This is a genomic window from Planktothrix rubescens CCAP 1459/22, assembly GCA_904830895.1.
GTDB lineage: Bacteria > Cyanobacteriota > Cyanobacteriia > Cyanobacteriales > Microcoleaceae > Planktothrix > Planktothrix agardhii.
In genome coordinates, this window is sequence record LR882958.1 from 4,277,564 (window position 1) to 4,299,119 (window position 21,556).

Annotated in this window: 20 protein-coding genes; 9 read left to right on the forward strand and 11 right to left on the reverse strand. The window is 37.0% G+C overall.

From position 1 onward, the window contains the following. Nucleotides 1–39 precede the first annotated feature (39 nt). A complete protein-coding gene (locus tag NMG86_RS19570; RefSeq protein ID WP_026796316.1) occupies nt 40–1,914 on the reverse strand; it encodes a tetratricopeptide repeat protein in 1,875 nt (624 codons plus the stop codon). 96 nt (nt 1,915–2,010) lie between these two features. Further along, nucleotides 2,011–2,772: a FecR family protein gene (locus tag NMG86_RS19575; protein ID WP_052338541.1), complete on the reverse strand. Its 762-nt coding sequence runs from the start codon at nt 2,770–2,772 to the stop codon at nt 2,011–2,013. 136 nt (nt 2,773–2,908) lie between these two features. On the opposite strand from NMG86_RS19575, the gene NMG86_RS19580 reads away from it, so the two are divergent. Next, entirely contained in the window at nt 2,909–5,638 is a 2,730-nt protein-coding gene (locus NMG86_RS19580; RefSeq protein ID WP_237747543.1) for a CHAT domain-containing protein, read from the forward strand. A 60-nt stretch (nt 5,639–5,698) separates the two neighbouring features. On the opposite strand, the gene NMG86_RS19585 is transcribed toward NMG86_RS19580, so the two are convergent. Together NMG86_RS19585 and NMG86_RS19590 are read right to left on the reverse strand one after the other, a co-directional pair. Continuing rightward, entirely contained in the window at nt 5,699–6,076 is a 378-nt protein-coding gene (locus NMG86_RS19585) for a type II toxin-antitoxin system RelE/ParE family toxin (protein ID WP_026796318.1), read from the reverse strand. After that, on the reverse strand, nt 6,066–6,311 hold the full coding sequence (locus NMG86_RS19590; protein ID WP_026785504.1) for a type II toxin-antitoxin system RelN family antitoxin: 246 nt from the start codon (nt 6,309–6,311) through the stop codon (nt 6,066–6,068). The genes NMG86_RS19585 and NMG86_RS19590 overlap by 11 nt, the downstream gene beginning before the upstream one ends. A gap of 367 nt (nt 6,312–6,678) precedes the next feature. On the opposite strand from NMG86_RS19590, the gene NMG86_RS19595 reads away from it, so the two are divergent. Together NMG86_RS19595 and NMG86_RS19600 are read left to right on the forward strand one after the other, a co-directional pair. Beyond that, a complete protein-coding gene (locus tag NMG86_RS19595) occupies nt 6,679–7,458 on the forward strand; it encodes a DUF928 domain-containing protein (RefSeq protein WP_026796319.1) in 780 nt (259 codons plus the stop codon). A 32-nt stretch (nt 7,459–7,490) separates the two neighbouring features. Next, nucleotides 7,491–9,755, forward strand: coding sequence for a CHASE2 domain-containing protein (locus NMG86_RS19600; protein WP_026796320.1), 2,265 nt, complete (start codon nt 7,491–7,493; stop codon nt 9,753–9,755). A 79-nt stretch (nt 9,756–9,834) separates the two neighbouring features. Here the strand turns inward: NMG86_RS19600 and dusB are convergent, their stop codons facing one another. Next, complete coding sequence (dusB, locus tag NMG86_RS19605) at nt 9,835–10,842, reverse strand: tRNA dihydrouridine synthase DusB (RefSeq protein WP_026795872.1); 1,008 nt, start codon at nt 10,840–10,842, stop codon at nt 9,835–9,837. Between the two features lie 78 nt (nt 10,843–10,920). Between dusB and NMG86_RS19610 the strand changes: the two genes are divergently transcribed. Next, on the forward strand, nt 10,921–11,205 hold the full coding sequence (locus tag NMG86_RS19610; protein WP_026796321.1) for a hypothetical protein: 285 nt from the start codon (nt 10,921–10,923) through the stop codon (nt 11,203–11,205). Between the two features lie 62 nt (nt 11,206–11,267). Here NMG86_RS19610 and NMG86_RS19615 read toward each other — a convergent pair whose 3' ends face one another. Then, nucleotides 11,268–12,638, reverse strand: coding sequence for an ion transporter (locus NMG86_RS19615; protein ID WP_043939076.1), 1,371 nt, complete (start codon nt 12,636–12,638; stop codon nt 11,268–11,270). Nucleotides 12,639–12,733: 95 nt separating this feature from the next. On the opposite strand from NMG86_RS19615, the gene arsS reads away from it, so the two are divergent. After that, nucleotides 12,734–13,720, forward strand: coding sequence for an arsenosugar biosynthesis radical SAM (seleno)protein ArsS (gene arsS, locus NMG86_RS19620; protein WP_026795875.1), 987 nt, complete (start codon nt 12,734–12,736; stop codon nt 13,718–13,720). A 138-nt stretch (nt 13,721–13,858) separates the two neighbouring features. After that, on the forward strand, nt 13,859–14,476 hold the full coding sequence (locus tag NMG86_RS19625; protein ID WP_036833210.1) for a TVP38/TMEM64 family protein: 618 nt from the start codon (nt 13,859–13,861) through the stop codon (nt 14,474–14,476). Between the two features lie 33 nt (nt 14,477–14,509). Here the strand turns inward: NMG86_RS19625 and NMG86_RS19630 are convergent, their stop codons facing one another. Next, nucleotides 14,510–15,061, reverse strand: coding sequence for a DUF1269 domain-containing protein (locus NMG86_RS19630; RefSeq protein ID WP_026796322.1), 552 nt, complete (start codon nt 15,059–15,061; stop codon nt 14,510–14,512). A gap of 186 nt (nt 15,062–15,247) precedes the next feature. On the opposite strand from NMG86_RS19630, the gene NMG86_RS19635 reads away from it, so the two are divergent. Continuing rightward, nucleotides 15,248–16,339, forward strand: coding sequence for a calcium/sodium antiporter (locus NMG86_RS19635; protein WP_026796323.1), 1,092 nt, complete (start codon nt 15,248–15,250; stop codon nt 16,337–16,339). Between the two features lie 124 nt (nt 16,340–16,463). On the opposite strand, the gene NMG86_RS19640 is transcribed toward NMG86_RS19635, so the two are convergent. The 4 genes from NMG86_RS19640 to NMG86_RS19655 form a co-directional block, all read right to left on the reverse strand. Beyond that, nucleotides 16,464–17,546 (reverse strand): ATP-dependent 6-phosphofructokinase, encoded by a 1,083-nt coding sequence (locus NMG86_RS19640; RefSeq protein WP_026785494.1) that lies wholly within the window; start codon nt 17,544–17,546, stop codon nt 16,464–16,466. Nucleotides 17,547–17,676: 130 nt separating this feature from the next. Further along, complete coding sequence (locus tag NMG86_RS19645; protein WP_026785493.1) at nt 17,677–18,231, reverse strand: Uma2 family endonuclease; 555 nt, start codon at nt 18,229–18,231, stop codon at nt 17,677–17,679. A 54-nt stretch (nt 18,232–18,285) separates the two neighbouring features. Continuing rightward, complete coding sequence (locus tag NMG86_RS19650) at nt 18,286–19,134, reverse strand: DUF2726 domain-containing protein (protein ID WP_052338542.1); 849 nt, start codon at nt 19,132–19,134, stop codon at nt 18,286–18,288. A 341-nt stretch (nt 19,135–19,475) separates the two neighbouring features. Then, nucleotides 19,476–19,673: a hypothetical protein gene (locus tag NMG86_RS19655; protein WP_193372455.1), complete on the reverse strand. Its 198-nt coding sequence runs from the start codon at nt 19,671–19,673 to the stop codon at nt 19,476–19,478. A gap of 213 nt (nt 19,674–19,886) precedes the next feature. On the opposite strand from NMG86_RS19655, the gene NMG86_RS19660 reads away from it, so the two are divergent. Both NMG86_RS19660 and NMG86_RS19665 read left to right on the forward strand, forming a co-directional pair. Next, complete coding sequence (locus NMG86_RS19660) at nt 19,887–20,408, forward strand: FxLYD domain-containing protein (protein ID WP_043939074.1); 522 nt, start codon at nt 19,887–19,889, stop codon at nt 20,406–20,408. Between the two features lie 77 nt (nt 20,409–20,485). Next, complete coding sequence (locus tag NMG86_RS19665; protein ID WP_026796326.1) at nt 20,486–21,553, forward strand: M14 family metallopeptidase; 1,068 nt, start codon at nt 20,486–20,488, stop codon at nt 21,551–21,553. The last annotated feature ends 3 nt before the right edge of the window (nt 21,554–21,556 follow it).

Sequence of the window (21,556 nt, forward strand, 5' to 3'; positions counted from 1 at the left end):
ATTACGAAGGGGTAATTTATGAATTGCCTTTACCATCAATTACAGGCGCTTTAATAATATTCCTGTTTGCCAATAATAGGCTTCTTGTTTAACCGCCAAAACTTGGAAAAAGGGTTTCCATTTTTCCCGGAAAGAATTCACGTCATAGAAAACCAAAGACCGGGTATCCCGTCCTAGGGTAAACATGGCAAAATCTTGATTAATATATTCAAAATAGTTCTGAATACAGGCTTGTTTTTGTTCTGGAGGCCAGACATTATTATTAGAAAGCCATAATTCAGGAGATTCTTTGATTTTATCAAAAATATAACTTTCTTGAATTGTAATAAAAGCTAGTCCTCCGGGTTTTAAAATCCGACGCAGTTCTAACAGCCAAGCATCGGCTAAATCGTCAATATGGGTGAAGACTGAACCCGCATAAATCAAATCAAAATAGCGGTCTTCAAAGGGTAAATGGGGTAGGGTTGTTCCAACAAAAAAATGAAAGGGGGGACTCATATTTTGTTGACACCAAGCAATACAATCGGCACTAATATCGGTTCCCCAAATTTCACAAATTTCTGATAAATCGGCTAACTCTCGAAGAATGCGTCCCGATGCACAACCAAAATCTAAAATTCGGCTTCCGGTTTTGAGGAAATATCCACACTCTCGCAATATACTTAACATGACTTGAACTTGCGTTTTTCCTGAGTTGAGATAATATTCGTCATTCTCTACAAAAACTAACCTTAAATCTTCAGGAGGAAGGGGAAATTGCCATTTTCCAGTTTGGGGATTTTTGCCTAAAGTCGTGGGTTTAGATAAGGAGTATGAGGGATATTGTCCCGATTTTGGATAATATTTTAACCAATCAATTGGTTCGAGTTGATGGGGGGATGGGGTAGAATCAATCTCGATATTTTCATCTAATTTTTGTTTCGCTAAACTATAATCTGGATTCAGTTTTAAAGCAGTTTCAAAACAAGGAATAGCATCGGATTTTTGTTGTAAATTTAGATAGGCTAAACCTAAGTTATAATAGCAGGAAGGTTCGGTGGAATTTAGTTCTAAAGCTTTTTGATAGACGGAAATAGCGTCTTGCCATTGCTGCAATTGAATAAACCCATCCCCTAAATTTTTATAAGACCAAAAGAAATCCGATTTAATTTGATTAGCTGTGGTATAAACTTTAATGGCTTCTTGCCATCTTTCCAAATTAAATAGAGAATCGGCTAAATTAATATAACACCAGAAAAAACTCGGATCAATAGAAATTGCTTGCTGACAAATGGGAATAGCTTCTTCCCATCTTTCTAAATGAATTAATACTTTGCCTAAACTAGCATACGACCAAAAAAAGTCGGGTTTTAATTCAATCGCACGGCGATAAATAGGAATAACAGTTTCCCATTGTTCTAAAGTGGTTAATGCTTCTGCTAATTTTTGATAAACTCCCCAAAAGTTCGGGTCTAATTCAATCGCTTTTTGATAAATAGGAACCGCTTTTTCTAATTGGTGAGTTTGGGTTAAACATTCCCCTAAACCATTACAAGCCCAAAAACAATTGGGGTCGAGTTGAATCGCTTTTTCATAAATCGGAATCGCAGCTTCCCAGCGCTGTAATTTAATTAAGGCTTCTCCTAAATTATTATAGGCCCAGAAATCATTAGGACTTAATTCAATTACATTTTGATAGGCTGTAATTGCTTGTTCAAATTCTTGGGTTTTCAGGGAAAGATTGCCAATTTTTTGATATCCTAAGAGAAATTTAGGTTCAAGATTAATTAGTTTTTGGTAACAAGCGATCGCTTCGGTAAAATTCTCACTTTCTTGAAATTTAATCGCCTGTTGATATAATTCCGTAATCAGGTCAGCATAGGGATGAGTTGATTCAGTCATAATCAGACTATCTTCTGGATTAGATGGGGTCATGTTTTTCAGCACAGTTGTTTACCATTATAGATTCTATCATTTTCATCATCATCTTCATAACCCAGATTTAAAGGAGGAGGTTCATAGCTCCAACTTTTAGAAAGGTAAACGTGGAATTGGAGGAGTTGGAATTGACGGGGTGGGAATCCCATTTTGAGAACAGGTAAACCCAGGTAAAAGACGGGAACAAACAGAAGATAATGCTCCTTCTGGAGTAACGGGAATATTAAAACCCGTGAATAATTTACCTAATAAAATGGAGCTAATTTCTTCCGATGTCATGGAAAAAACTTGACTTAAAATTCCTTGTAAAATAGGTAGTTTTTGTCCTTCAGTTATCTTGATAGGTTCGCCAGTTTGATCGGCAAGAGTTACTTCTACAGTCCCTTCTAAAACCTTAATATCACCAGTCTTCCCATCGGTAGTTTCTAGGATATAAATTGTTCCTTGAACACCAACAGTAAACCCAGCAATACATCCATTAATGGGGCCACTAACTAAGATTTTTCCCTGTTGAATTTCGACACATTGACCGACGGTAATCTGGGAATTTGTATCCATTCTTCCCGACGCCCCATTATTAAATATAACTCCAGCGCGAGAGTCTTTTGTTACTACAACTTGTCCAAATTCTGCTTTATCTTCTACCTTAGCTTGATTCTCTTGAATAAAAACTTGATCTCCATCAATAATTTCTTGAATGATGGCAAGATCAATTTGGGCAAGAGTTGGTAGTTGAAAGAGTCCCAGACTCAAAATCAGAAACAATCCGGCGATGAAATTTATTAGATTTCGTTTCCGATTACGAGGAGGTTGTAACCCAATAATTGATGTATAAAAAACAGGAATAGTGAACATAAGTTAAGCAGAAAATGAGAAACTTTCAACGATCAGAAACTCTTGATTACGGATTAGGTTAAAATAATCTGTATAATTAATCGTAAACCTTTAATAACCTTATCCTCAAGATTTGATTTTAACTAGGAATTGACTCATGATACACATTAATATACGCAAAAATCAATTTTTTGGGATTTGGTTTTGCCTCCTAATTCTGGGGTCTTTTTGGGTTTCAGGAATTGTTGTCCCAGCGATGGCAGGGGAAGGACAATCCGCAGAAATGATCAATTCTAATTCTAAGGCGGAAGATATTTTTAATCAAGGGATGACACGCTATCGAGAAGGGACAGTTGCGGGGTTTCGGGGGGCGATTCAAAAGTGGGAAGCAGGGTTACGTCTGTGGCGAGAAGCTAATAACCCTCAGCAAGAATTGATCACTCAAAATTTTTTATGTTCTGTTTATAGTAATTTAGGAGAATATTCCCAGGCGATTAATTGTTATAATCAATTACTGGTTTTAACTCAAACTCTGGAAGATCTGCAAACCCAAGGCACAACCTTAATTTCTATTGCTAAGATTTATAGTCAATTAGGGGAGTATCAAAAAGCCTTAGATACTCTCAATCAAACTTTTCCTTTATGGCAAAAAACTAATTTTAAAACCGGAGAGATTGCCACTTTAAATGAGATGGCTTTGATTTATTTTAATTTAGGGGAATTTCAACAAGCTCTTAATTATTATAATCAAGCCTTGGCGGGGGTTAAGTCTTTAGGAAATCCGACTAATGTGGCGGCAATTTTAAATAATATTGCCCAGGTAGAATCGGAATTAAATCAGTTTGAAATTGCCCTAAAACATAATCAACAAGCGTTAGGTTTATGGGAAGAAGTGATTAATAAATTTGGAGATAGTACGGCGATTAATGTACAGCGAGGCAAAGGAGCAACTTTAAATAATATTGGATTTATTTATGCCAATTTGAACCAATTAGATTCAGCTTTAGAAACCTATAATCAAGCCTTAAATTTATGGCAAAAAATAGGCGATCGCACCGGAGAAGCCAGCACCTTAAATAATATCGGGTTTATTTATTTTCAACAAAATAAGTTAGATCAGTCTTTAGAATTATATCATCAATCTTTAAAAATTCGTCAGGAAATTGGCGATCGCCCAAAAGAAGCCCTATCTCGGTATCGAGTGGCAACAGTTGAACGAAAACAGGGTAATTTTGCCGATGCGATCGCTCAAATGGAAACGGCTTTAACTATTATTGAAGATTTACGAACCCAGATTAATAATCAAGATTTAAGATCTTCTTTTTTAGCATCTAAACAGGATTATTACCAATTCTATATTGATTTATTAATGCAACTGAATCAACAACAACCCAATCAAGGATGGGATGGAAAAGCCTTACAAATTAGTGAACGAGCAAAAGCTAGATCCCTATTAGATATTTTAGCTGAAGCTCAAGGAGAAGTTACCTCTGGAGTTGACCCAAAACTGTTAACTCAAAAACAAACCTTAAAACAAAAATTATCGATCTTAGAAGCACAGCGAGTTAAACTTTTAAGTCAGTCCCATACCGATAAACAGAAACAGGAACTTAACCAAGAAATTGAAAACTTACTCCAAGAATATAGCCAAGTATTAGATAATATTCAGGTAAATAATCCCCATTATGCCGCCCTAACTCAACCCCAACCCTTAACTTTAACTGGGATTCAAAAGTTATTAGATGACCAGACAGTTTTATTAGAATATTCTCTTGGCAAAGAACGTAGTTATTTATGGGCGGTAACTCCTACCTCGATCAAAAGTTATGAATTACCCTCGGAAGAAACTATTAAAACAGCCGTTAAAACCTTTAGAGATAATCTAATTTTCCCCAGTAAAAGAGTCAGGCGATCGCTCTACGAAGAAACTGGAAAAGCCTTGATTCAAATTGCTTTTCCCTTAATCCCATCCTTAAAAAATAAACGATTATTGATTGTCGCCGATGGAGCATTACAATATGTTCCTTTTGCCGCCCTTCCCGAACCCGAAACACCTGGGGAGAGCGAGGTTATTCCTTTAATTATTAATCATGAATTATTAACCCTACCTTCGGCTTCAGTTTTGGGAATTATCCGGGCAGAAAATCAAAATCGGAAACCCTCAGATAAACTCTTAGCTGTATTAGCTGATCCCGTATTTGCTCCCACAGATGAGCGCTTAAAATCTGTTGTTTTTCAAGGGATTAAAGCCCTTCCGCCAGATTTAGAACGTTCCGCCAGAGAATCGGGAATTTTATTTGATCGTTTGCCCTTTACCCAAGAAGAAGCAACCCAAATTTTAGCCTTAGTTCCTGAAGAATATCGTTTACAAGAAGTGGGCTTTAATGCTAGTCGAGAAAACGCAACAAATCCCCAATTAAGTCAATACCGTTTTGTGCATTTTGCCACCCATGGTTTACTCAATAGTGAAAATCCTCAATTATCAGGTTTAGTTTTTTCTTTAGTTAATCAAAATGGAGAATCTCAGAATGGATTTTTACGACTTTATGATATTTTTAACTTAAATTTACCTGTAGAATTAGTCGTATTAAGTGCTTGTGAAACCGGATTGGGTCAGGATATCAAAGGAGAGGGATTAGTAGGTTTAACCAGAGGATTTATGTATGCGGGAGCAAGTCGAGTGGTAGTGAGTTTATGGAAAGTTGATGACCAATCAACGGCCGAATTAATGGTTAAATTTTATCAAGGAATATTAGGGGAAGGATTAGCTCCTGGGGCGGCTTTACGACAAGCTCAAATTCAGATGCAAAACGATTTGGAATGGGTACCTCCCTACTATTGGTCAGGGTTTACTTTACAAGGAGAATGGCGAGGAATTCAATATTAAATCTATCTATGATATGGTCATTATTATGGAATAGCCAACAGAAATTAGATCGGGACAAGATTAGTCAGAATTATTTTCTATTTGACTTTGTTGCTCGTATTGCTCAATTACATTTTCAATGATTTTATTACTAACATCTGATAAATTTGATTTAGAATAAATGGTGGCTAGAATTATATTTTGTTCGGTTTTTAGATAATAAATGACGCGATAACCACTACTTTTTCCTTTTTGAATATTGCTATTTTTGAGACGAACTTTGAATACTTGATATTTAACGCCTACTATTCTATCACCAGGGGTTTGACCTGATTGAAGTTGCTCGATTAAGGGTTGAATATCGGTACGAATTGAACGATAGGATTTAGCAAGTTCTCGCAAATCCCTTTTAAAGCGATGAGTTAGAGAAATTTCGATGGGTAAGGGTTCACTCTGCATCAATACCCTCCCACATTTCTGAAACAGAAATCGTCTGCCCTGTTAATGCTTCCTGCAACCCTTGCTGAATCCCTTCTATAACAATTTCGGTTGGGGTTTCATCAGGGTCTGGTTCGTCTTCATCGGACAGTAATAGAATAATCCGAACACGCTGTGGTTTGGTTACTTCTAGCAATTTATCAAGTGTAAGTTCCCCATTTTCATTAATTGTGGCTGTGGTTTCAATTGCTTTCATGGTAGGTGATGAAGTTGTTTAAATAAAGCTAGTTCAATATTTATTTGAGTTCAGAAATCTAATCTTTATACAACCTCCTCGGTAATCTTTTAGGTGTCTTTTTTAAAATAATACTGCTTAGAATAGCTTATCATATCTTTGATTAATTGTTGATTAAGGCCCATCCCAGATTCCGCAGGTCTGTGTGATAGTAGCAATATTGATTCCCTCTTGGCAACTTCTGAAGTAATTAAACAGTCTTGGAGGAGTAAGTGCCCGTCATTTGCTAATTTGGTGTGGAAACTCACCATACGGAATATAGATTTTTTGATCGAGATAGTGCATCTTAGTGATCATTATAATGGATATTTTAAAGAGGCATAATCCCATGGTTATCAAGTCTGTTGGTTCTTTGAGTCTGATTCTAGGCATTCTGTTGCCGACTGGCGCAAGTCTAGCGATTATGGCTTCACAGGGGAATAATCCGGTTAATGTTCCCATGCAAATCAGTTTAAACTTTCCCCCCGCACCCGATGGAGACGGGCCAGTGAGTACGGCTGGGGGAGGAACCCGAGGGGGTGAAACCCTTTCTGTCAGCGAATGTGGCCTTGGGAATACAAAAATGACCGCCTTAGTCCCCAGTCAGAAGACCTTAACGGTTTCTGCCCGTCCCACATTTTTTGTTTATGTTCCTGAATCTAAGGTAAAAACGGGTGAATTTGTTCTGATTAATAAAGAGGGCAAAGATGTTTACAAAACAGTCGTGCAACTTCCTTTAAAACCAAGTATTTTGCAAATTCAACTCCCCGAAAATGTAACTTTAGAAACTGGAAGTCAATATAAATGGAGTTTTTCTATTACCTGTGAAAATGATGGACAGGAATTTGTTGATACCTTAAAGGTTTCTATTCAGCGAAATGAACTCAATCCTATATTCAAAAATGAAATAGAAAAAGCTCAAAGTCCATTAAAAAAAGCCGAACTTTATGCTCGGGAAAACCTCTGGCAAGATACCTTAATGATCATGGCTCAGATGCGAAATACTGAACCGGAATTATGGAAAGAACTTCTGACATCTATTAAGATTAATCAACAGATTGCCGAAGCTCCCTTTGCACCAGAAACAACGGTGAGTAATTCTGATCATCAATCTAAATCTACACCCTAGAAAGGTAAAGCATATATTCTAAAATAAGCTTAATGAGGGCAAAAATCAGACAATTAGTGTGGGAGTGGCGCGGTGTTTGGATTACAACCCCAGTCATGGCAGGTTTAGTAATTCTACTGCGTTTTTCTGGGATTTTACAGTCCTGGGAATGGGCAGTTTATGACCAATATATGCGTCTACGTCCCCCGGAACCTAGGGATAAAAGAATTGCGATTGTCGGGTTAGATGAAGCCGATATGAAATATATTGGCCAAGGTTATGTACCCGACCAAATTTATGCTCAATTAATCGAGAAATTAGTAGCCATGAAACCGACAGTTATTGGCTTAGACATTTATCGAGATTTACCCTTTGAACCCGGTCATAAACAGTTAATTAAAATCTTAGCAGAAACTCCCAATTTACTAGGAATTGAAAAAGTTGTAGGGGATAAATCCTTAGAATCCGTTGCCGCCCCTCCAATTTTGAAAGAAAAAAATCGAGTAGCAGCTAATGATTTAATTTTAGATGAAGATAATATTATTCGGCGGGCGTTATTACTTATTAATAATACTCAGGGACAACCTTCCTACAGTTTAGGATTGTTTTTGGCAATGTTTTATTTAGATGCTCAAGGAATATCTCCAGAAATAGTCCCAGGAACTAATAATTGGTGGAAATTTAAAGATACTATTTTTAAACCATTGTCTAAAAATGATGGGGGCTATGTAAGGGCTGATGCTGGAGGATATCAAATATTTTTAAATTATCGGGGATATAATCGCAGTTTTGAGATTGTTTCTTTTCAGGATATTTTAACCGATAAACTTCCTAAAGATTGGGGAAAAAATCGAATTATTTTAATCGGTTCCGTTGGGGAAAGTTTCAAAGATTTAATGTCCACTCCCTATACCTTGTCAGCAAACCAACGCATGGCGGGGGTGGAAGTTCATACCCATATTGCCAGTCAAATTATTAGTGCAGCCTTAGATAGTCGTCCGTTAATTAAGACGTTACCCGATACTTTAGAATGGATTTGGATATTTATTTGGTCAGCAGCAGGAGCAATTTTAACCTGGAAATTTCGGGCAACGTCTAAAGTACAATTATTAATTATTCGACAGGTTTTTATTTCAATTTTATCCACGACAATTTTACTGGGAAGTACCTATATTTTATTTATTCAAGGATGGTGGATTCCGGTGGTTCCTCCCTTTTTAGCTTTAGCGGGTTCAGCCATCGCCATTACCGCTTATATTGCCCGTTCCGCTTCGGATATTAGGAATATTTTTGGACGTTATTTGAGTGCTGAAATTGTCTCTAATTTATTAGAAAGACCCGAAGGTTTAAAACTCGGAGGAGAACGCCGAAAAATCACCATTTTAACCTCGGATTTACGCGGATTTACGGCTCTTTCAGAACGTTTACAACCTGAAGAAGTAGTTAAAATTTTAAACTTTTATTTGTCCTGTATGGCCGATGTGATTACTACCTATCAAGGAACTATTGATGAGTTTATGGGGGATGGAATTTTAGTTTTATTTGGAGCTCCTACTTTACGGGAAGATGATGTTCAACGGGCGATTGCTTGTGCGGTAGCCATGCAATTAGCTATGCAGAAGGTGAATGAACAATTAGAAAAGTGGAATTTATCTCCTTTAGACATGGGAATTGGAATTAATACGGGGGAAGTTGTGGTAGGAAATATTGGGTCAGAAAAACGCACAAAATATGGAGTTGTAGGAAGTCAAGTTAATTTGACCTATCGGATTGAATCCTATACAACTGGAGGACAAATTTTAATCTCTGAAATGACATTAAATCAAGCGGGTCGGAATTTGATTAAGATTGAAAATCAAAAATTAGTTCAGCCCAAGGGAGTCAAAAAGTCTATTACTATTTATGAAGTCGGGGGGATTTTAGGTAACTATAATCTATTTATTTCTAAACAAGAACAGCATTTTTATCCAATTCCAACTCCTATTTTATTACAATATTTTATTTTAGAAGGAAAACATATCAGCGACAGTATTTTAATGGCAAGTTTAGTGGAATTATCGGAAAAAGGAGGTTTAATTGTTACGGAGGCGAATAATCATATTATTCCTGGGGCTTTAGCAAATTTAAAACTTAATATTAAATTAAAATCAGAACAATGGAGTGATGATATTTATGCAAAAGTCCTAGAAAAATCGGCGAAACCGGGAGCTTTTTATGTGGGGTTTACGGCTAAACCTCCAGAGGTAGAACAATATCTGAATCAACTTTATCAAACGATTAATGTGTTAAAAGTTGACCCCCATAGCCCCCCTAGTTAATGCAGGGCTGTTTCAAACCCAAGTCAAAGATTGAAACGTATCAACACTATTCTAAAGTTTTCTAGGCAAAAAAACTGTTCTAGGATAACTGATTTATTGCATCATCTAATAATTCCCATCCTTGAGCAACGGTTTCAATTCTGGCCAAATGATCCCGTAATTCATGCGCCCCAGGAAACCCTTTAGCATACCAGGTTAAATGTTTTCGAGATTGATAAATTCCCCGTTCACCCTTATATTCCCACAACGCTTGGAGGTGTTCTTTTGCACATTGCAACCGTTCAATTACGGAGGGAAGGGTTTTAAATTCTCCGGTTTTCAAAAAATAGTCAATTTCTCCAACTAAAAACGGATAACCCAGAGTTCCTCGTGAACACATTACCCCATCAGCGCCCGTTTCTTGTAAACATTGAATCGCCGTTTCTACGGAAAAAATATCGCCATTGGCAATCACTGGAATCCTTAACTGTTCCTTAACCTGTCGAATCCAGTCCCATTTTGCCTGACCGTGATAACCTTGGGCGCGGGTGCGGGCGTGAATGGTGATCATTTTTGCCCCCGCATCCTGCATTCTACGGGCAAAATCTAAAATTGTGATTTCTTCATCACTCCAACCAATCCGGGTTTTTACGGTGACGGGCACATCCACGGCCGCCACCACTGACCGAATAATAGTTTCTGCCATTTCCGGTTGTCGCAATAACGAAGAACCGCCCCCATTTTTCGTAATTTTATTAACAGGACAACCCATATTAATATCAATAGTATCGGCTCCTTCTTGAACGGCTTTTTGGGCGGCTTCGGCTAAAAAATCGGGGCGACAATCGAATAATTGAATACTAATTGGGCGTTCCTTGGGGTCAACTTCCATGATTTTTGGAAGTCCCCGAACATGACAGACTTCGCTGGCGTGAACCATTTCGGTGTACATCATGGAGTCGGGGGCGTAGCGACGCACTAAGCGCCGAAAGACCAAATCTGTGACACCGGATAGGGGGGATTGGAGGACACGACTGTTGACTTCTACAGTACCAATTTTTAGGGGTGTGGATAAACGTTGTTTCAATTCTGGGGAAAGAACAATCATGGTTAAAAGGGAACAAAGTAAGTCCGAGTATCTCTATAATAGAATGAGTTAACGGTTTAAATCATTTTGGATTTTATTATGAATTTTCCCTCAAATAATCCTGACCCGTTTCATCAAAATGGCAACGCGAATAAATTGCACTTTCCCCAACCCGAACCGAGTGAAGTTTCTGAAGAAATTGAAGATGTTGAAGCCAAAAAACATGACCCTAGAACCTTAGAAATTATTCAACGTTCGTTTATTATTTTAACGGTGATTGGGTTGGTTTTTGGGGTGTTTATGGCGGCGGGGGTTTTGTATTTGATGCAGAGATTTAATATTACTGGTCGTCCGGCACAATTGGAACAGCCGATTAATAGATAAATCATCAGTGATTAGCATTTTTTCTCTAATTTCGGGCTAATCACTGGATTAATTTAGGATAATTAATCTCTAACTTGATATCGTTTTTCGGCAATTTCTTTAACTTTTTCTGAAAATTGTGGATAATTTTCTAAAACTTTATTAAAGTCTTCTTTATATAAAACAAATAACTCACAATAAGTTAAGGTTTTCACTGAAGCCGTGCGACGACTATCATAAAGTAAGGCAATTTCACCAAAAAATGAACCCGCCACCATGACGGTATAAACTTTTCCGGTTTTTTCAGAAAAGGCTTGTAATTGTCCTCGTTTGACAAAGTACATTTCATGGCCAATTTGTTCTTCTCGAATTACATAGTCATTAGGGGGTAAAATTCTCGGTTTTAATTTAATTACTAAATCTTCAATAAAACAGGGTTCAGCGTCCTGGAAAATAGGAACTTTTTCTAATAGTTCTTGATAGAGATAGCAATAGATTTGTGTTTTAATAGAGTGAGGAAGTTCATCTAATAATTCAAAATCTAGGGATATATCTCGATTATATTCCCACATATATTGGTAATAGTCTAAGACATTTTTTTGTAAAGAGCGGGGGATTTTTCTTTCCCACATATAGGATTGAACTTGACCTAATTTATCTCGAAATCGGTTTTTACTTGCATCTAAATTAGAAATTATTGCTGCTACATTCCCAATGATGAAAGCATACAGTGATACACCCAAAAACATCACTGTAAATGTAAAGATAAGTTCGATATTATTTTTAGGCGTAATATCACCATAACCTACGGTTGTTAAAGTTGTGATTGACCAATATAAGGAATGTAAATATTGTGTTGTTGTATTTTCTAAATACAGATCATTAATTTGTAGCCAAGATTTTCCTGATTGTCCAGTTATATTCCCAATAAAAAACCACAAACAGGCTATCCAATGGTCAATTAGAAATACAATAATTAATAATTCAATCATCCGAATAACGGCAGAATTAAAATAAACATTATTATCCCATTTTCTAAATATCAAGAAACATTGAGGAAACCTTAAAAATCTAGGTATTCTAGCTAAACTTATTAAAATTAGAGAGGTATTTGGTAAAAATAAATATATCAAAATATCTATCGGTAAACTCGCTAATATATTAGATTTAAAATCCGTATTTCGATAATAATAGCTGATTTTTTGTTTATCTTTAATGACTTCTCCCTCATCAATATAGCCAACATGAAATCTCAAAAAAATATCTGCAATTAAAATAAAATCTGCTAGACAATCTATTAGAAACCAAAAATCAAAAATTATGGCATGAAACGCCATACGAAAGGGAATAACAAAACAATTATATAGGGTGACAAAAACCAGTAAGGCTTCCCAAACAGTCAAGGATTTTGATTCCGGGTGTAAAGACGGGATACGAGACAGGAAAGATAACATTGAAATAATAAATTTAATCTTTAATAAAATTATATCGCTATTTTTATGCTAAAATTAGCACAAGCTAAATATTACAGTTAATCCAAATTTAACTCATGATTCAAACAACGCTGACCTCGTTTTCACAAAAACTCGGTTTTCCCCTCACAAAACAACCGATTACAATATTACAAATTAATTTAGGAAAACGCTGTAATCTAGCTTGTAACCATTGTCATGTCGAAGCTGGGCCAAAACGTACCGAAGAACTGAACCCTGAGATTAGTTTACAATTAATTGAATTAATTAATCGGTTTCCCCAAATTCAAACGGTAGATTTAACCGGAGGGGCACCAGAAATGAATTATGGATTTAAACCTTTAGTAGAAGCAGCAAGAAAAAGCAAAAAACAAGTAATTGTTAGGTCTAATTTAACCCTTTATTTTGTCCCAGGTTATGAAGATATCCCCGAATATTGTGCAGATAATCAATTAAGAATTGTTGCATCTTTGCCTTGTTATTTAGAAAATAATGTAGATAAAATGCGAGGGAAAGGAGTATATCAGGATTCAATTCAAGCTATTCAATGGTTAAACCGTTTGGGCTATGGTAAAACACCGGAATTAATCTTAGACTTAGTTTATAATCCCGCCCTACCAACCTCCGAAAAGTTCACCTTACCGCCGGAACAATCTCAACTTGAAAAGGCGTATAAAGATTATTTAAAACAACAGTTTGATATCAATTTTAATCAACTATTAACGATTACAAATTTACCCATCGGGCGCACAAAGTCTTATTTACAGCAGAAAAAATTAGAATCTTCCTATTTAGAATTTTTAGAATCTAATTATAATCCCGAAACAGTGTCTAATTTAATGTGTCGTCATCAATTATCTATTGATTATCAAGGTTATATTTATGATTGTGATTTTAACCAAATGGAAAATATTCCCGCCCGCAATGCTTCAGGAAAAATCTTAACGGTCAGTGATTTATTAGATGCTAATAATTTAGATTTAATTGAAACGGTAAAAACAGCTTCCTATTGTTATGGATGTACCGCCGGATGTGGTTCTAGTTGTGGGGGATCTTTAGTTTGAAATTATAGCAGTTAGTGTTCTAATTTTAACATAGTTAAGCCTAATTTAACCACAAAGACACAAAGACACAAAGAAGATAAAGAAGTTGTCAAAACTAACCTGCTCAGGGCTATAATTTTAAATACTTGGGAGAATAAAATGGGCGTTCAAGACTTATTAAAAAATCTCTTAGATTGGGTGGCAAATTTGGGCTTTTGGGGGCCAGCAGCATTTATTATTATCTACAATTTAGCTACAATATTATTTGTCCCTGGTTCTCTATTAACCTTGGGTGCGGGAGTTGTTTTTGGGGTATTTTGGGGTTCAATTTATGTTTCTATTGGTTCAGTAATTGGAGCTACCTTTGCTTTTTTAATTGGACGATATTTTGCCAGGGATTGGGTTGCTAAGAAACTAGAAAATCACGAGCAATTTAAAGCTATTGATCAAGCGGTGGGTCAAGAGGGATGGAAAATTGTGGGTTTAACTCGTCTTTCTCCAATATTTCCATTTAATTTACTTAATTATGCTTTTGGACTAACGAATGTTTCTTTAAAAGATTATTTTTTAGCTTCTTGGATTGGGATGTTACCCGGTACAATTTTATATGTTTATGTGGGATCTTTAATCGGAAGTTTAGCCCAGTTAGGAATGGGGGAGCGATCGCGTACCTCGGTAGAATGGTTATTCTATGGAATGGGGTTAATCGTAACGGTAATCGTTACAATTTATATCACTAAAATTGCCCAAAATGCTCTAAATCAAAAAATTAAATAGGTGGAAGTTTCCACCTATTTTTACTTAGATTAATTAGGCTTCTGGTGGTGTAGATTCGGCATCAACATTGAGAGTTTTTGCTGTTGTTTCCAGTTGAGAAGCAATATCAGATTTAATCGAACGTTTATACAATTTTCCGGCATACTCATCTAAAGTTTCCGTTAACTTATCTACCCAAGTATGCTCAACTAAGGCAATAATAGCTGAACTTCCAGGGGTTAAAGATTCAGAAAGTTCTTTCAGATCTTCTTGAGGAAATCCCAAATCAATAAAATGAGTAATTAAGGCTCCAACTCCCGCCCCACCTGCGGTTAAAGCAATTATTCCTAACGCTCCAATCGGGTTGAATAGGGCAATTAATCCCGCCGTAATTCCGCCAATAATTGCTCCACCTTTAGCATCGGTATCTCCGGTTTCACTAATGGCAACTTTCCCTTTTTCATTTTTAACCATAACCGCAGCATTGACAATAGAAATAATCCCTTGTATTTGCAATTCCTTGAGTTCTTTTAGAACTTCTTTGGCTTTTTCTTGCTCAGGGTAAGCAACAACAACTAAAGTTGTTAAATCTTCCGAATAAGTCATGTTTTATTCCTCAAAATTTATGGTTTACACAAATTAGGTCTATACGGATCGCAATCCTAATTCCCTCCACCTTACCACAACCCCAATAACAAAGTCGATTAAAACCATGATAAATTAACAAAAGGAGTTGTGATATTTCATTGTAAACAAAAAGACCAAACTTTAACGGTTAAGGATTTTTATTGTATGAGCTTGAGCGTGATTTTGTTACTGATAGCGGGTTTAGTCTTACTGGTTTTGGGTGCGGAACTATTAGTCCGTGGAGCTTCAACCATTGCTTCAATTTTGGGAATTCCTTCCTTACTTGTGGGCCTAACAATTGTTGCTTACGGAACCAGTTCTCCAGAAATGTCAGTTAGTATTCAATCGAGTTTAGCAGGTCAAGCGGATATCGCCTTGGGAAATGTTGTCGGGAGTAATATTTTTAATGTGTTAATCATATTAGGAATTTCGGCTTTAATTGCTCCTTTAATGGTAGCTAATCAGTTAATTCGGTTAGATGTTCCGATTATGATTGGGGTGTCTGTTTTGACCTTAATGTTTGGCAGTGATGGTACAATTAGTCGGGTTGATGGAACGATTTTATTTATTGGGGCAATTGTTTATACTCTGTTTTTAATTTATGAAGCCAAGAAACAAAAAAATGATGAATCAAACGAAAATGAATCCCGGAGTAAGATTGAAAATACTCCAAAAAACTGGATCATTAATATTGGCTTAATTATTGTCGGATTAGTCTTGCTTGTTCAAGGATCTAATTGGCTAGTTGAAAGTTCAATTTCCATCGCTAGAGCCATTGGAGTCAGTGAATTAGTCATCGGATTAACTATTGTAGCCGCAGGAACTTCCCTGCCAGAATTAGCCAGTTCTGTTGTGGCTACGATTAAAGGAGAACGGGATATTGCTGTGGGTAATGTCATCGGTAGCAATATTTTTAATATCCTGGCAGTTTTAGGACTCTCCTCTGCTATTTCCCCAGCCGGAATCAATGTTTCTACTGCGGCTTTAAATTTTGATATTCCAGTTATGATTGCAGTGGCAATTTCCTGTTTCCCGATTTTTTATACGGGCAAATCTATTGACCGTTGGGAAGGTATACTTTTCTTAGCCTATTATTTTGCCTACGCTACCTATTTAATTCTCGATTCTTCAAAACATTCTCAACTTCCCATGTTTAATTTGGTGATGATCGGTTTTGTAATTCCAATTACAATTATTACTTTAATTGTCACCACAGTCCGCAGCTATCAAACCAAACGCAAACGTTTAAACTCTTAAGCATACCTAACTCCCCTTTTCTGCTAGGGGAGAGATTATTATCTGTAAACAAATAAAACAGCCTGATTATTGGGTCTTAACTTAAGAAGATAAAGACGCGCTAGAGCACGTCTTTACAACAGAATTAATTCCCTAAACAAATCCCCATACTTTGGGCCGTTTCTACTAAAATATCATCAGCATTAACAGCCCGATATTGAGCGATCGCATCCAAAATCGGAATACTCGATACATTCCGATCTCGCCAAACGACAACCCGATCATAATTCTCCTCAAGAATCAAATCCACCGCCGCCACTCCAAAAGCAGAAGCGATAATTCGATCAATGGGTGAAGGAGTTCCCCCCCGTTGAATATGACCGAGAACAGTAACCCGCGTTTCTGCACCACTGCGATCGCAAATTTCATCGGCCAGATATTGTCCAATGCCCCCTAAACGAGCTTGTCCCATACGATTAATCATCGTCACAGGTTCTCCCGTTTCCGTTTTAACCGCCTCTGCAACAACAACTAAACAATAGTTTTTCCCTTGTTTTTGTCGTTCTGCAATATGCTGACAAATGCTATCCAAACTATAAGGAATTTCAGGAATCAGAATAATATCCGCACCGCCAGCAATTCCCGCATGGAGGGCAATATGTCCCGCATCTCGGCCCATGACTTCTAAAATCATCACGCGACTGTGACTAGCGGCGGTAAAATGCAGGCGATCTAATGCTTCAGTGACGATATCAACGGCGGTACTAAACCCAATAGATAAATCCGTGCTACCCACGTCATTATCAATGGTTTTAGGAATCCCAATTAAGTTGATATTTCCCTGTTGGGCAATGCGTCGCAAAATCGCTAAACTGCCATCTCCACCGATACCAATTAAAGCATTCAGTCCTAAGAGATTATAGCCTTCGATAATCTCCTCGGAGCGATCCAACAAACTTCCATCCGGCATCGGAAAGGCAAAGGGATCACCCTTATTGGTGGTTCCCAAAATTGTCCCCCCGGCGGTGAGAATATTATCAACTTTATCAATAGTCAGAGGAACACTGTTAACAGGACGAGTCATTAACCCTTGGGTGGCTTCTCGAATACCGAAGACTTCCCACCCCAAGATTCCTGCCGCCCGATAAACCACAGCCCGAATTGCTGCGTTTAAACCTGCACAGTCCCCCCCACTGGTTAAAATACCAATGCGTTTGTGTTCTACCATGTTTGGCGAATTCTGGATTTACAGATGCAAATTTTAGATTACATCCGATTGGCAAATGATTGACAAATCTTTGCTCATCTTTAATATTTTAATCAGGAATCGGCAGGCAGAATAACCGGATATACGCGGATCAATCTGCTGAAATCATGGCTTCAATGGGAATCTGGATATCTGGAAATGCTAGGGGTGTAACTTCACCTTCGGTTAAGGTGATTTTGGAGCCATATTCGCTATCCCTGGGGTCACGATAAATAATTAGTTCCCGGCGCTGTAAGTTAACTAACCAATATTCGGAGATTCCCGCTTCCGCGTAGATCTGATATTTAACAGTAGAGTCTTTTTCTAAGCTGGAGTTGGAGTATTCTATCACCCAGAAAATATTCTCAGGATAGGGATGATGACTGAGATATTCCCGCCCCAAACGTTCCACAATAGCGATATCAGGTTCGGGTTCGGAGTCATTGGCAAGGGTAATGGGTTTAGCTGGGCTGACTAAAGCGCGATCGCCAAGTATCCGCATGAGGTACTCGCCAGCAGTTCGACTATAGTAGGCGTGGGGTTCTCCTTCTGGGGACATTTGAACAATTTCTCCATGTAGTAGTTCAACGGGGCGCTCGTCGAGTAGACCCATTTCGACAATGCGGTGATAGTCGTCTAGTTTCCATTTTGCGATCGATATAGTCATCTTCATCAACAATTAGGAGTGGGTATTTTTAAGATAGCGGATTTAAGTTCCCTATTATACTATCTCTTTTATCAATTTCATAAATTCGCTCCTTCCTTGATTATCTGATATTTTTCTAATTCTATAAAGTTTTTGTCCTGCTAAACCAAAAATCTTGTCTTTATAATTGTCCCTTTTTTGTTGTTCAAATGAATCATGATAAGAGCTATCTAACTCGAAGAATTTAGTCGGTTTATAGTTATTATGCTGATCGAATACTACACAATCAATAATTCCTCTAAAGAAAAAACTTCTCTCCTCTTGAGATAAACCGTTCTTAATTTTTTCAAAGTCAATAACGCAACTTAGTGCAACGTTCGGATAAACAACGAACATCTGAAATACCTCTCTAACCCCCATAAAAAACTCAATCTCTTGATTTGACTTGAAAAGACTTGTCGTGCAGTTAACACTGGCTATATCTCTATTCTGTGTAACCCTGATTTGGTTGCTTTGGGAATGCTCTAAAATTTTTGGCAATGACTCTTGATGAATGTTTATAATTTCAGCACATATCTCATGTTTAGGGCAAAGTTTAGCATATTCATATGCTTTTTCCCCAAATCCTTGTTTGCTGTATATTTTCACTAATTCAACAACAATTCTGCAAGATCTATCCTCAGATAATTTATAAATTCTACCTTTGTCAAGTAAAAGAATATTTTCTAAAACGGATTGAATATTATCGTTTTCAATACCTTTGTCTAACTCCTCAAAAAATTCATCTTCAAATGTCTTGACTGCTCTCATTACTAATTCATCTGAGGATGCAGCTTTAGAATACTGATAAACAAGTTCTAGCAATTCAGACCATTGCTTGTGAAACGTTAGTTTATAAATACGCTCGTAGTCAATATTGGTCACTATGTATTTTTTCCTAAAATTAAAAGATGACAGAATTATTTTAACAAAATTAAGTACCTAGTCAAAATTAATTACTCATTCTCAAATCCAAAAAGATTTATTTAGCAAGGGTTACAGCGAAAGCGACTAGGTAAACAATTTTGTGCGGGTACTTATAGAGCTATCTTTATCAACAATCTTGACTTGGGTATTCATAACATAGCGGATTAGGGTGCGATGCGATCCAGGCAAATACAATGATTTTGCTCTATTAATGATATTTAAAAAACATTAGTTGTTACAAAAGTAAGCTAAAGAAAGATAAATGAGATTGGTATTATAACCTTGCAGTACATGAATTATTAGCTATTAGCTATCAAAATAGGTTTGAAATCTAATATTTTTTGCGATTTAACAACAAAACCAAGGTTGTTCGGTATCTTTGACAAGCTGATTGGAATCTGCTGGAGTGGGACATCTATTATCTTTATTTCTCCCTTTGCAATATGCTGTGGGCCAGCAAAAAGTGCGCCAAGCAAAATAATACGATTAACACCCATGTATGTATTTCCTCGGGCATCAGTGTAACCACCCTGATTAAAGACTAGCACTGGACTTCCCCTATTTTAAACCCTGTATATGTTAATCTGTGCCAAGATTGTAATATTTCAGGCTAAAAATTTGTTCATCTTGACTTCCCTCGGTGAATTCTTGGGAAGATTCGACCTTTACCCTATTAATTAGAATAATACTCTGATTCAGGAGATTTAATTATGCCACTTGATTTGCCTTTGGTTTTAGTATTTGTGATGATTGCAGGGCTTACACCTGCCTTAAAAACGATTTCAAATCCTCCTATTTCTCCATCAGATTCATTCCAATATCCTCCATCTGTAATCCTATCTCAAAACTCGGAATTGACCGTCAGTGATGTTAAATTAGTGAGATTTGGAGAGAAACCAGTAATTCGTTATTCGATTGAGGGAAAAGTTAAAAATAATAGTTCAACACCGATACGATCACTAAAAGTTGTTTATCAAGAATATCAACAACAAAATGATCAATTAGTTGAAATAGAAGCCGGGGAAGCAACGGTTAATCCCACGGAACTAAAACCGGGAGAAACCGGGATATTTGGTCGAGTTGTCAAGAATCCATCGGAAGTTATTTTAATTGAAAGTATTGTTGCTATGGGTCAGAAAAAAATAACCATTAACCAATGCTATGCCAATAATTTGGAACGTCGAGAAATGTGTCGTAGACAATTGAATCCTCAAGCAGTTTATCCTTTATAAAAAAATATTTGGATCTACCTTACTTGGGTTAATAAATTGAGCTTATTTGGTAAATTAGTGGGCAATGAGGAAAATTTATGACCGATTCAAATGCCTTTTCACCTAACTACATAACTGCACGAGAACGATTTAGAGCAGCATCTTCATCTTTAGGTTATTCTCATACTGCTTATCCTATTAATCAGGTCAGTCCAAAGGGTGAAGAATTAACCATTGATGTTGCAATTAGTAGTGCTGAGAAATTCAAACGAGTTGTAGTTATCTCTAGTGGTTTGCATGGCGTAGAAGGCTTTCTAGGTTCTGCAATACAACTAATTTTGTTAGAGAAACTTAAATCGATTCCATTGTTACCAGCAGATACTAAACTTGTCCTAATTCATGCTCTAAACCCCTATGGTTTTGCATGGCGAAGACGTTGGAATGAAAATAATATAGATTTAAACCGTAATTTTTTGTTGTCTGGAAAAGTTTTTGAGGGCAGTCCTCAAGACTATTCTAAATTTAATTCTTTTCTCAACCCAACCTCTCCTCCATCACTATTTGAACCCTATTTAATTAAGGCTATCTGGCTTATTTTCAGATATGGAATGACCAGTTTAAAAAATACTCTCCCGGTAGGACAATATGATTTTCCCAAGGGTCTTTTTTGGGGAGGTCATGCTCCATCCAAAACTCAAGAGATTTTAGCAACTAATCTACCTCTATGGATTAATAATGCTCCAGAGGTAATGCACATTGACTTTCACACTGGGTTAGGAGCTTGGGGGACTTATAAACTCTTTCCTAGAGCATCAAAATCGTCTGACCAATTAGTTAAACGATTTGGAGCGGACGCAATACAATATCTGAGTTCAGAGAGTGTATCATACGAAATTCGTGGGGGTTTGGGAGCGTGGTGTCAAAGCCTTTTACCTGATAGCAACTATGAATGTCTGACAGCAGAGTTTGGCACATACTCACTCATTCAAGTCCTAAAGGCATTGCGGGCTGAAAATCGGGCTTATTTCTGGGGTAAACCGCACCAGAATTATGAATGGACAAAACACCAATTGCTAGAAATGTTTGCACCTGAATCTCCAAAGTGGCGAGAGCAATGTTTAACTCAGGGAATTGATATTTGTAAACAAGCTTTGATGAATGAATAGGAC

Excerpts from the sequence above, each read along its gene's own strand:
- NMG86_RS19570 (WP_026796316.1), bottom strand. The coding sequence starts at position 1,914 with ATGACCCCATCTAATCCAGAAGATAGTCTGATTATGACTGAATCAACT.
- NMG86_RS19575 (WP_052338541.1), bottom strand. The coding sequence starts at position 2,772 with ATGTTCACTATTCCTGTTTTTTATACATCAATTATTGGGTTACAACCT.
- NMG86_RS19580 (WP_237747543.1), top strand. The coding sequence starts at position 2,909 with ATGATACACATTAATATACGCAAAAATCAATTTTTTGGGATTTGGTTT.
- NMG86_RS19585 (WP_026796318.1), bottom strand. The coding sequence starts at position 6,076 with ATGCAGAGTGAACCCTTACCCATCGAAATTTCTCTAACTCATCGCTTT.
- NMG86_RS19590 (WP_026785504.1), bottom strand. The coding sequence starts at position 6,311 with ATGAAAGCAATTGAAACCACAGCCACAATTAATGAAAATGGGGAACTT.
- NMG86_RS19595 (WP_026796319.1), top strand. The coding sequence starts at position 6,679 with ATGGTTATCAAGTCTGTTGGTTCTTTGAGTCTGATTCTAGGCATTCTG.
- NMG86_RS19600 (WP_026796320.1), top strand. The coding sequence starts at position 7,491 with ATGAGGGCAAAAATCAGACAATTAGTGTGGGAGTGGCGCGGTGTTTGG.
- dusB (WP_026795872.1), bottom strand. The coding sequence starts at position 10,842 with ATGATTGTTCTTTCCCCAGAATTGAAACAACGTTTATCCACACCCCTA.
- NMG86_RS19610 (WP_026796321.1), top strand. The coding sequence starts at position 10,921 with ATGAATTTTCCCTCAAATAATCCTGACCCGTTTCATCAAAATGGCAAC.
- NMG86_RS19615 (WP_043939076.1), bottom strand. The coding sequence starts at position 12,638 with ATGTTATCTTTCCTGTCTCGTATCCCGTCTTTACACCCGGAATCAAAA.
- arsS (WP_026795875.1), top strand. The coding sequence starts at position 12,734 with ATGATTCAAACAACGCTGACCTCGTTTTCACAAAAACTCGGTTTTCCC.
- NMG86_RS19625 (WP_036833210.1), top strand. The coding sequence starts at position 13,859 with ATGGGCGTTCAAGACTTATTAAAAAATCTCTTAGATTGGGTGGCAAAT.
- NMG86_RS19630 (WP_026796322.1), bottom strand. The coding sequence starts at position 15,061 with ATGACTTATTCGGAAGATTTAACAACTTTAGTTGTTGTTGCTTACCCT.
- NMG86_RS19635 (WP_026796323.1), top strand. The coding sequence starts at position 15,248 with ATGAGCTTGAGCGTGATTTTGTTACTGATAGCGGGTTTAGTCTTACTG.
- NMG86_RS19640 (WP_026785494.1), bottom strand. The coding sequence starts at position 17,546 with ATGGTAGAACACAAACGCATTGGTATTTTAACCAGTGGGGGGGACTGT.
- NMG86_RS19645 (WP_026785493.1), bottom strand. The coding sequence starts at position 18,231 with ATGACTATATCGATCGCAAAATGGAAACTAGACGACTATCACCGCATT.
- NMG86_RS19655 (WP_193372455.1), bottom strand. The coding sequence starts at position 19,673 with ATGGGTGTTAATCGTATTATTTTGCTTGGCGCACTTTTTGCTGGCCCA.
- NMG86_RS19660 (WP_043939074.1), top strand. The coding sequence starts at position 19,887 with ATGCCACTTGATTTGCCTTTGGTTTTAGTATTTGTGATGATTGCAGGG.
- NMG86_RS19665 (WP_026796326.1), top strand. The coding sequence starts at position 20,486 with ATGACCGATTCAAATGCCTTTTCACCTAACTACATAACTGCACGAGAA.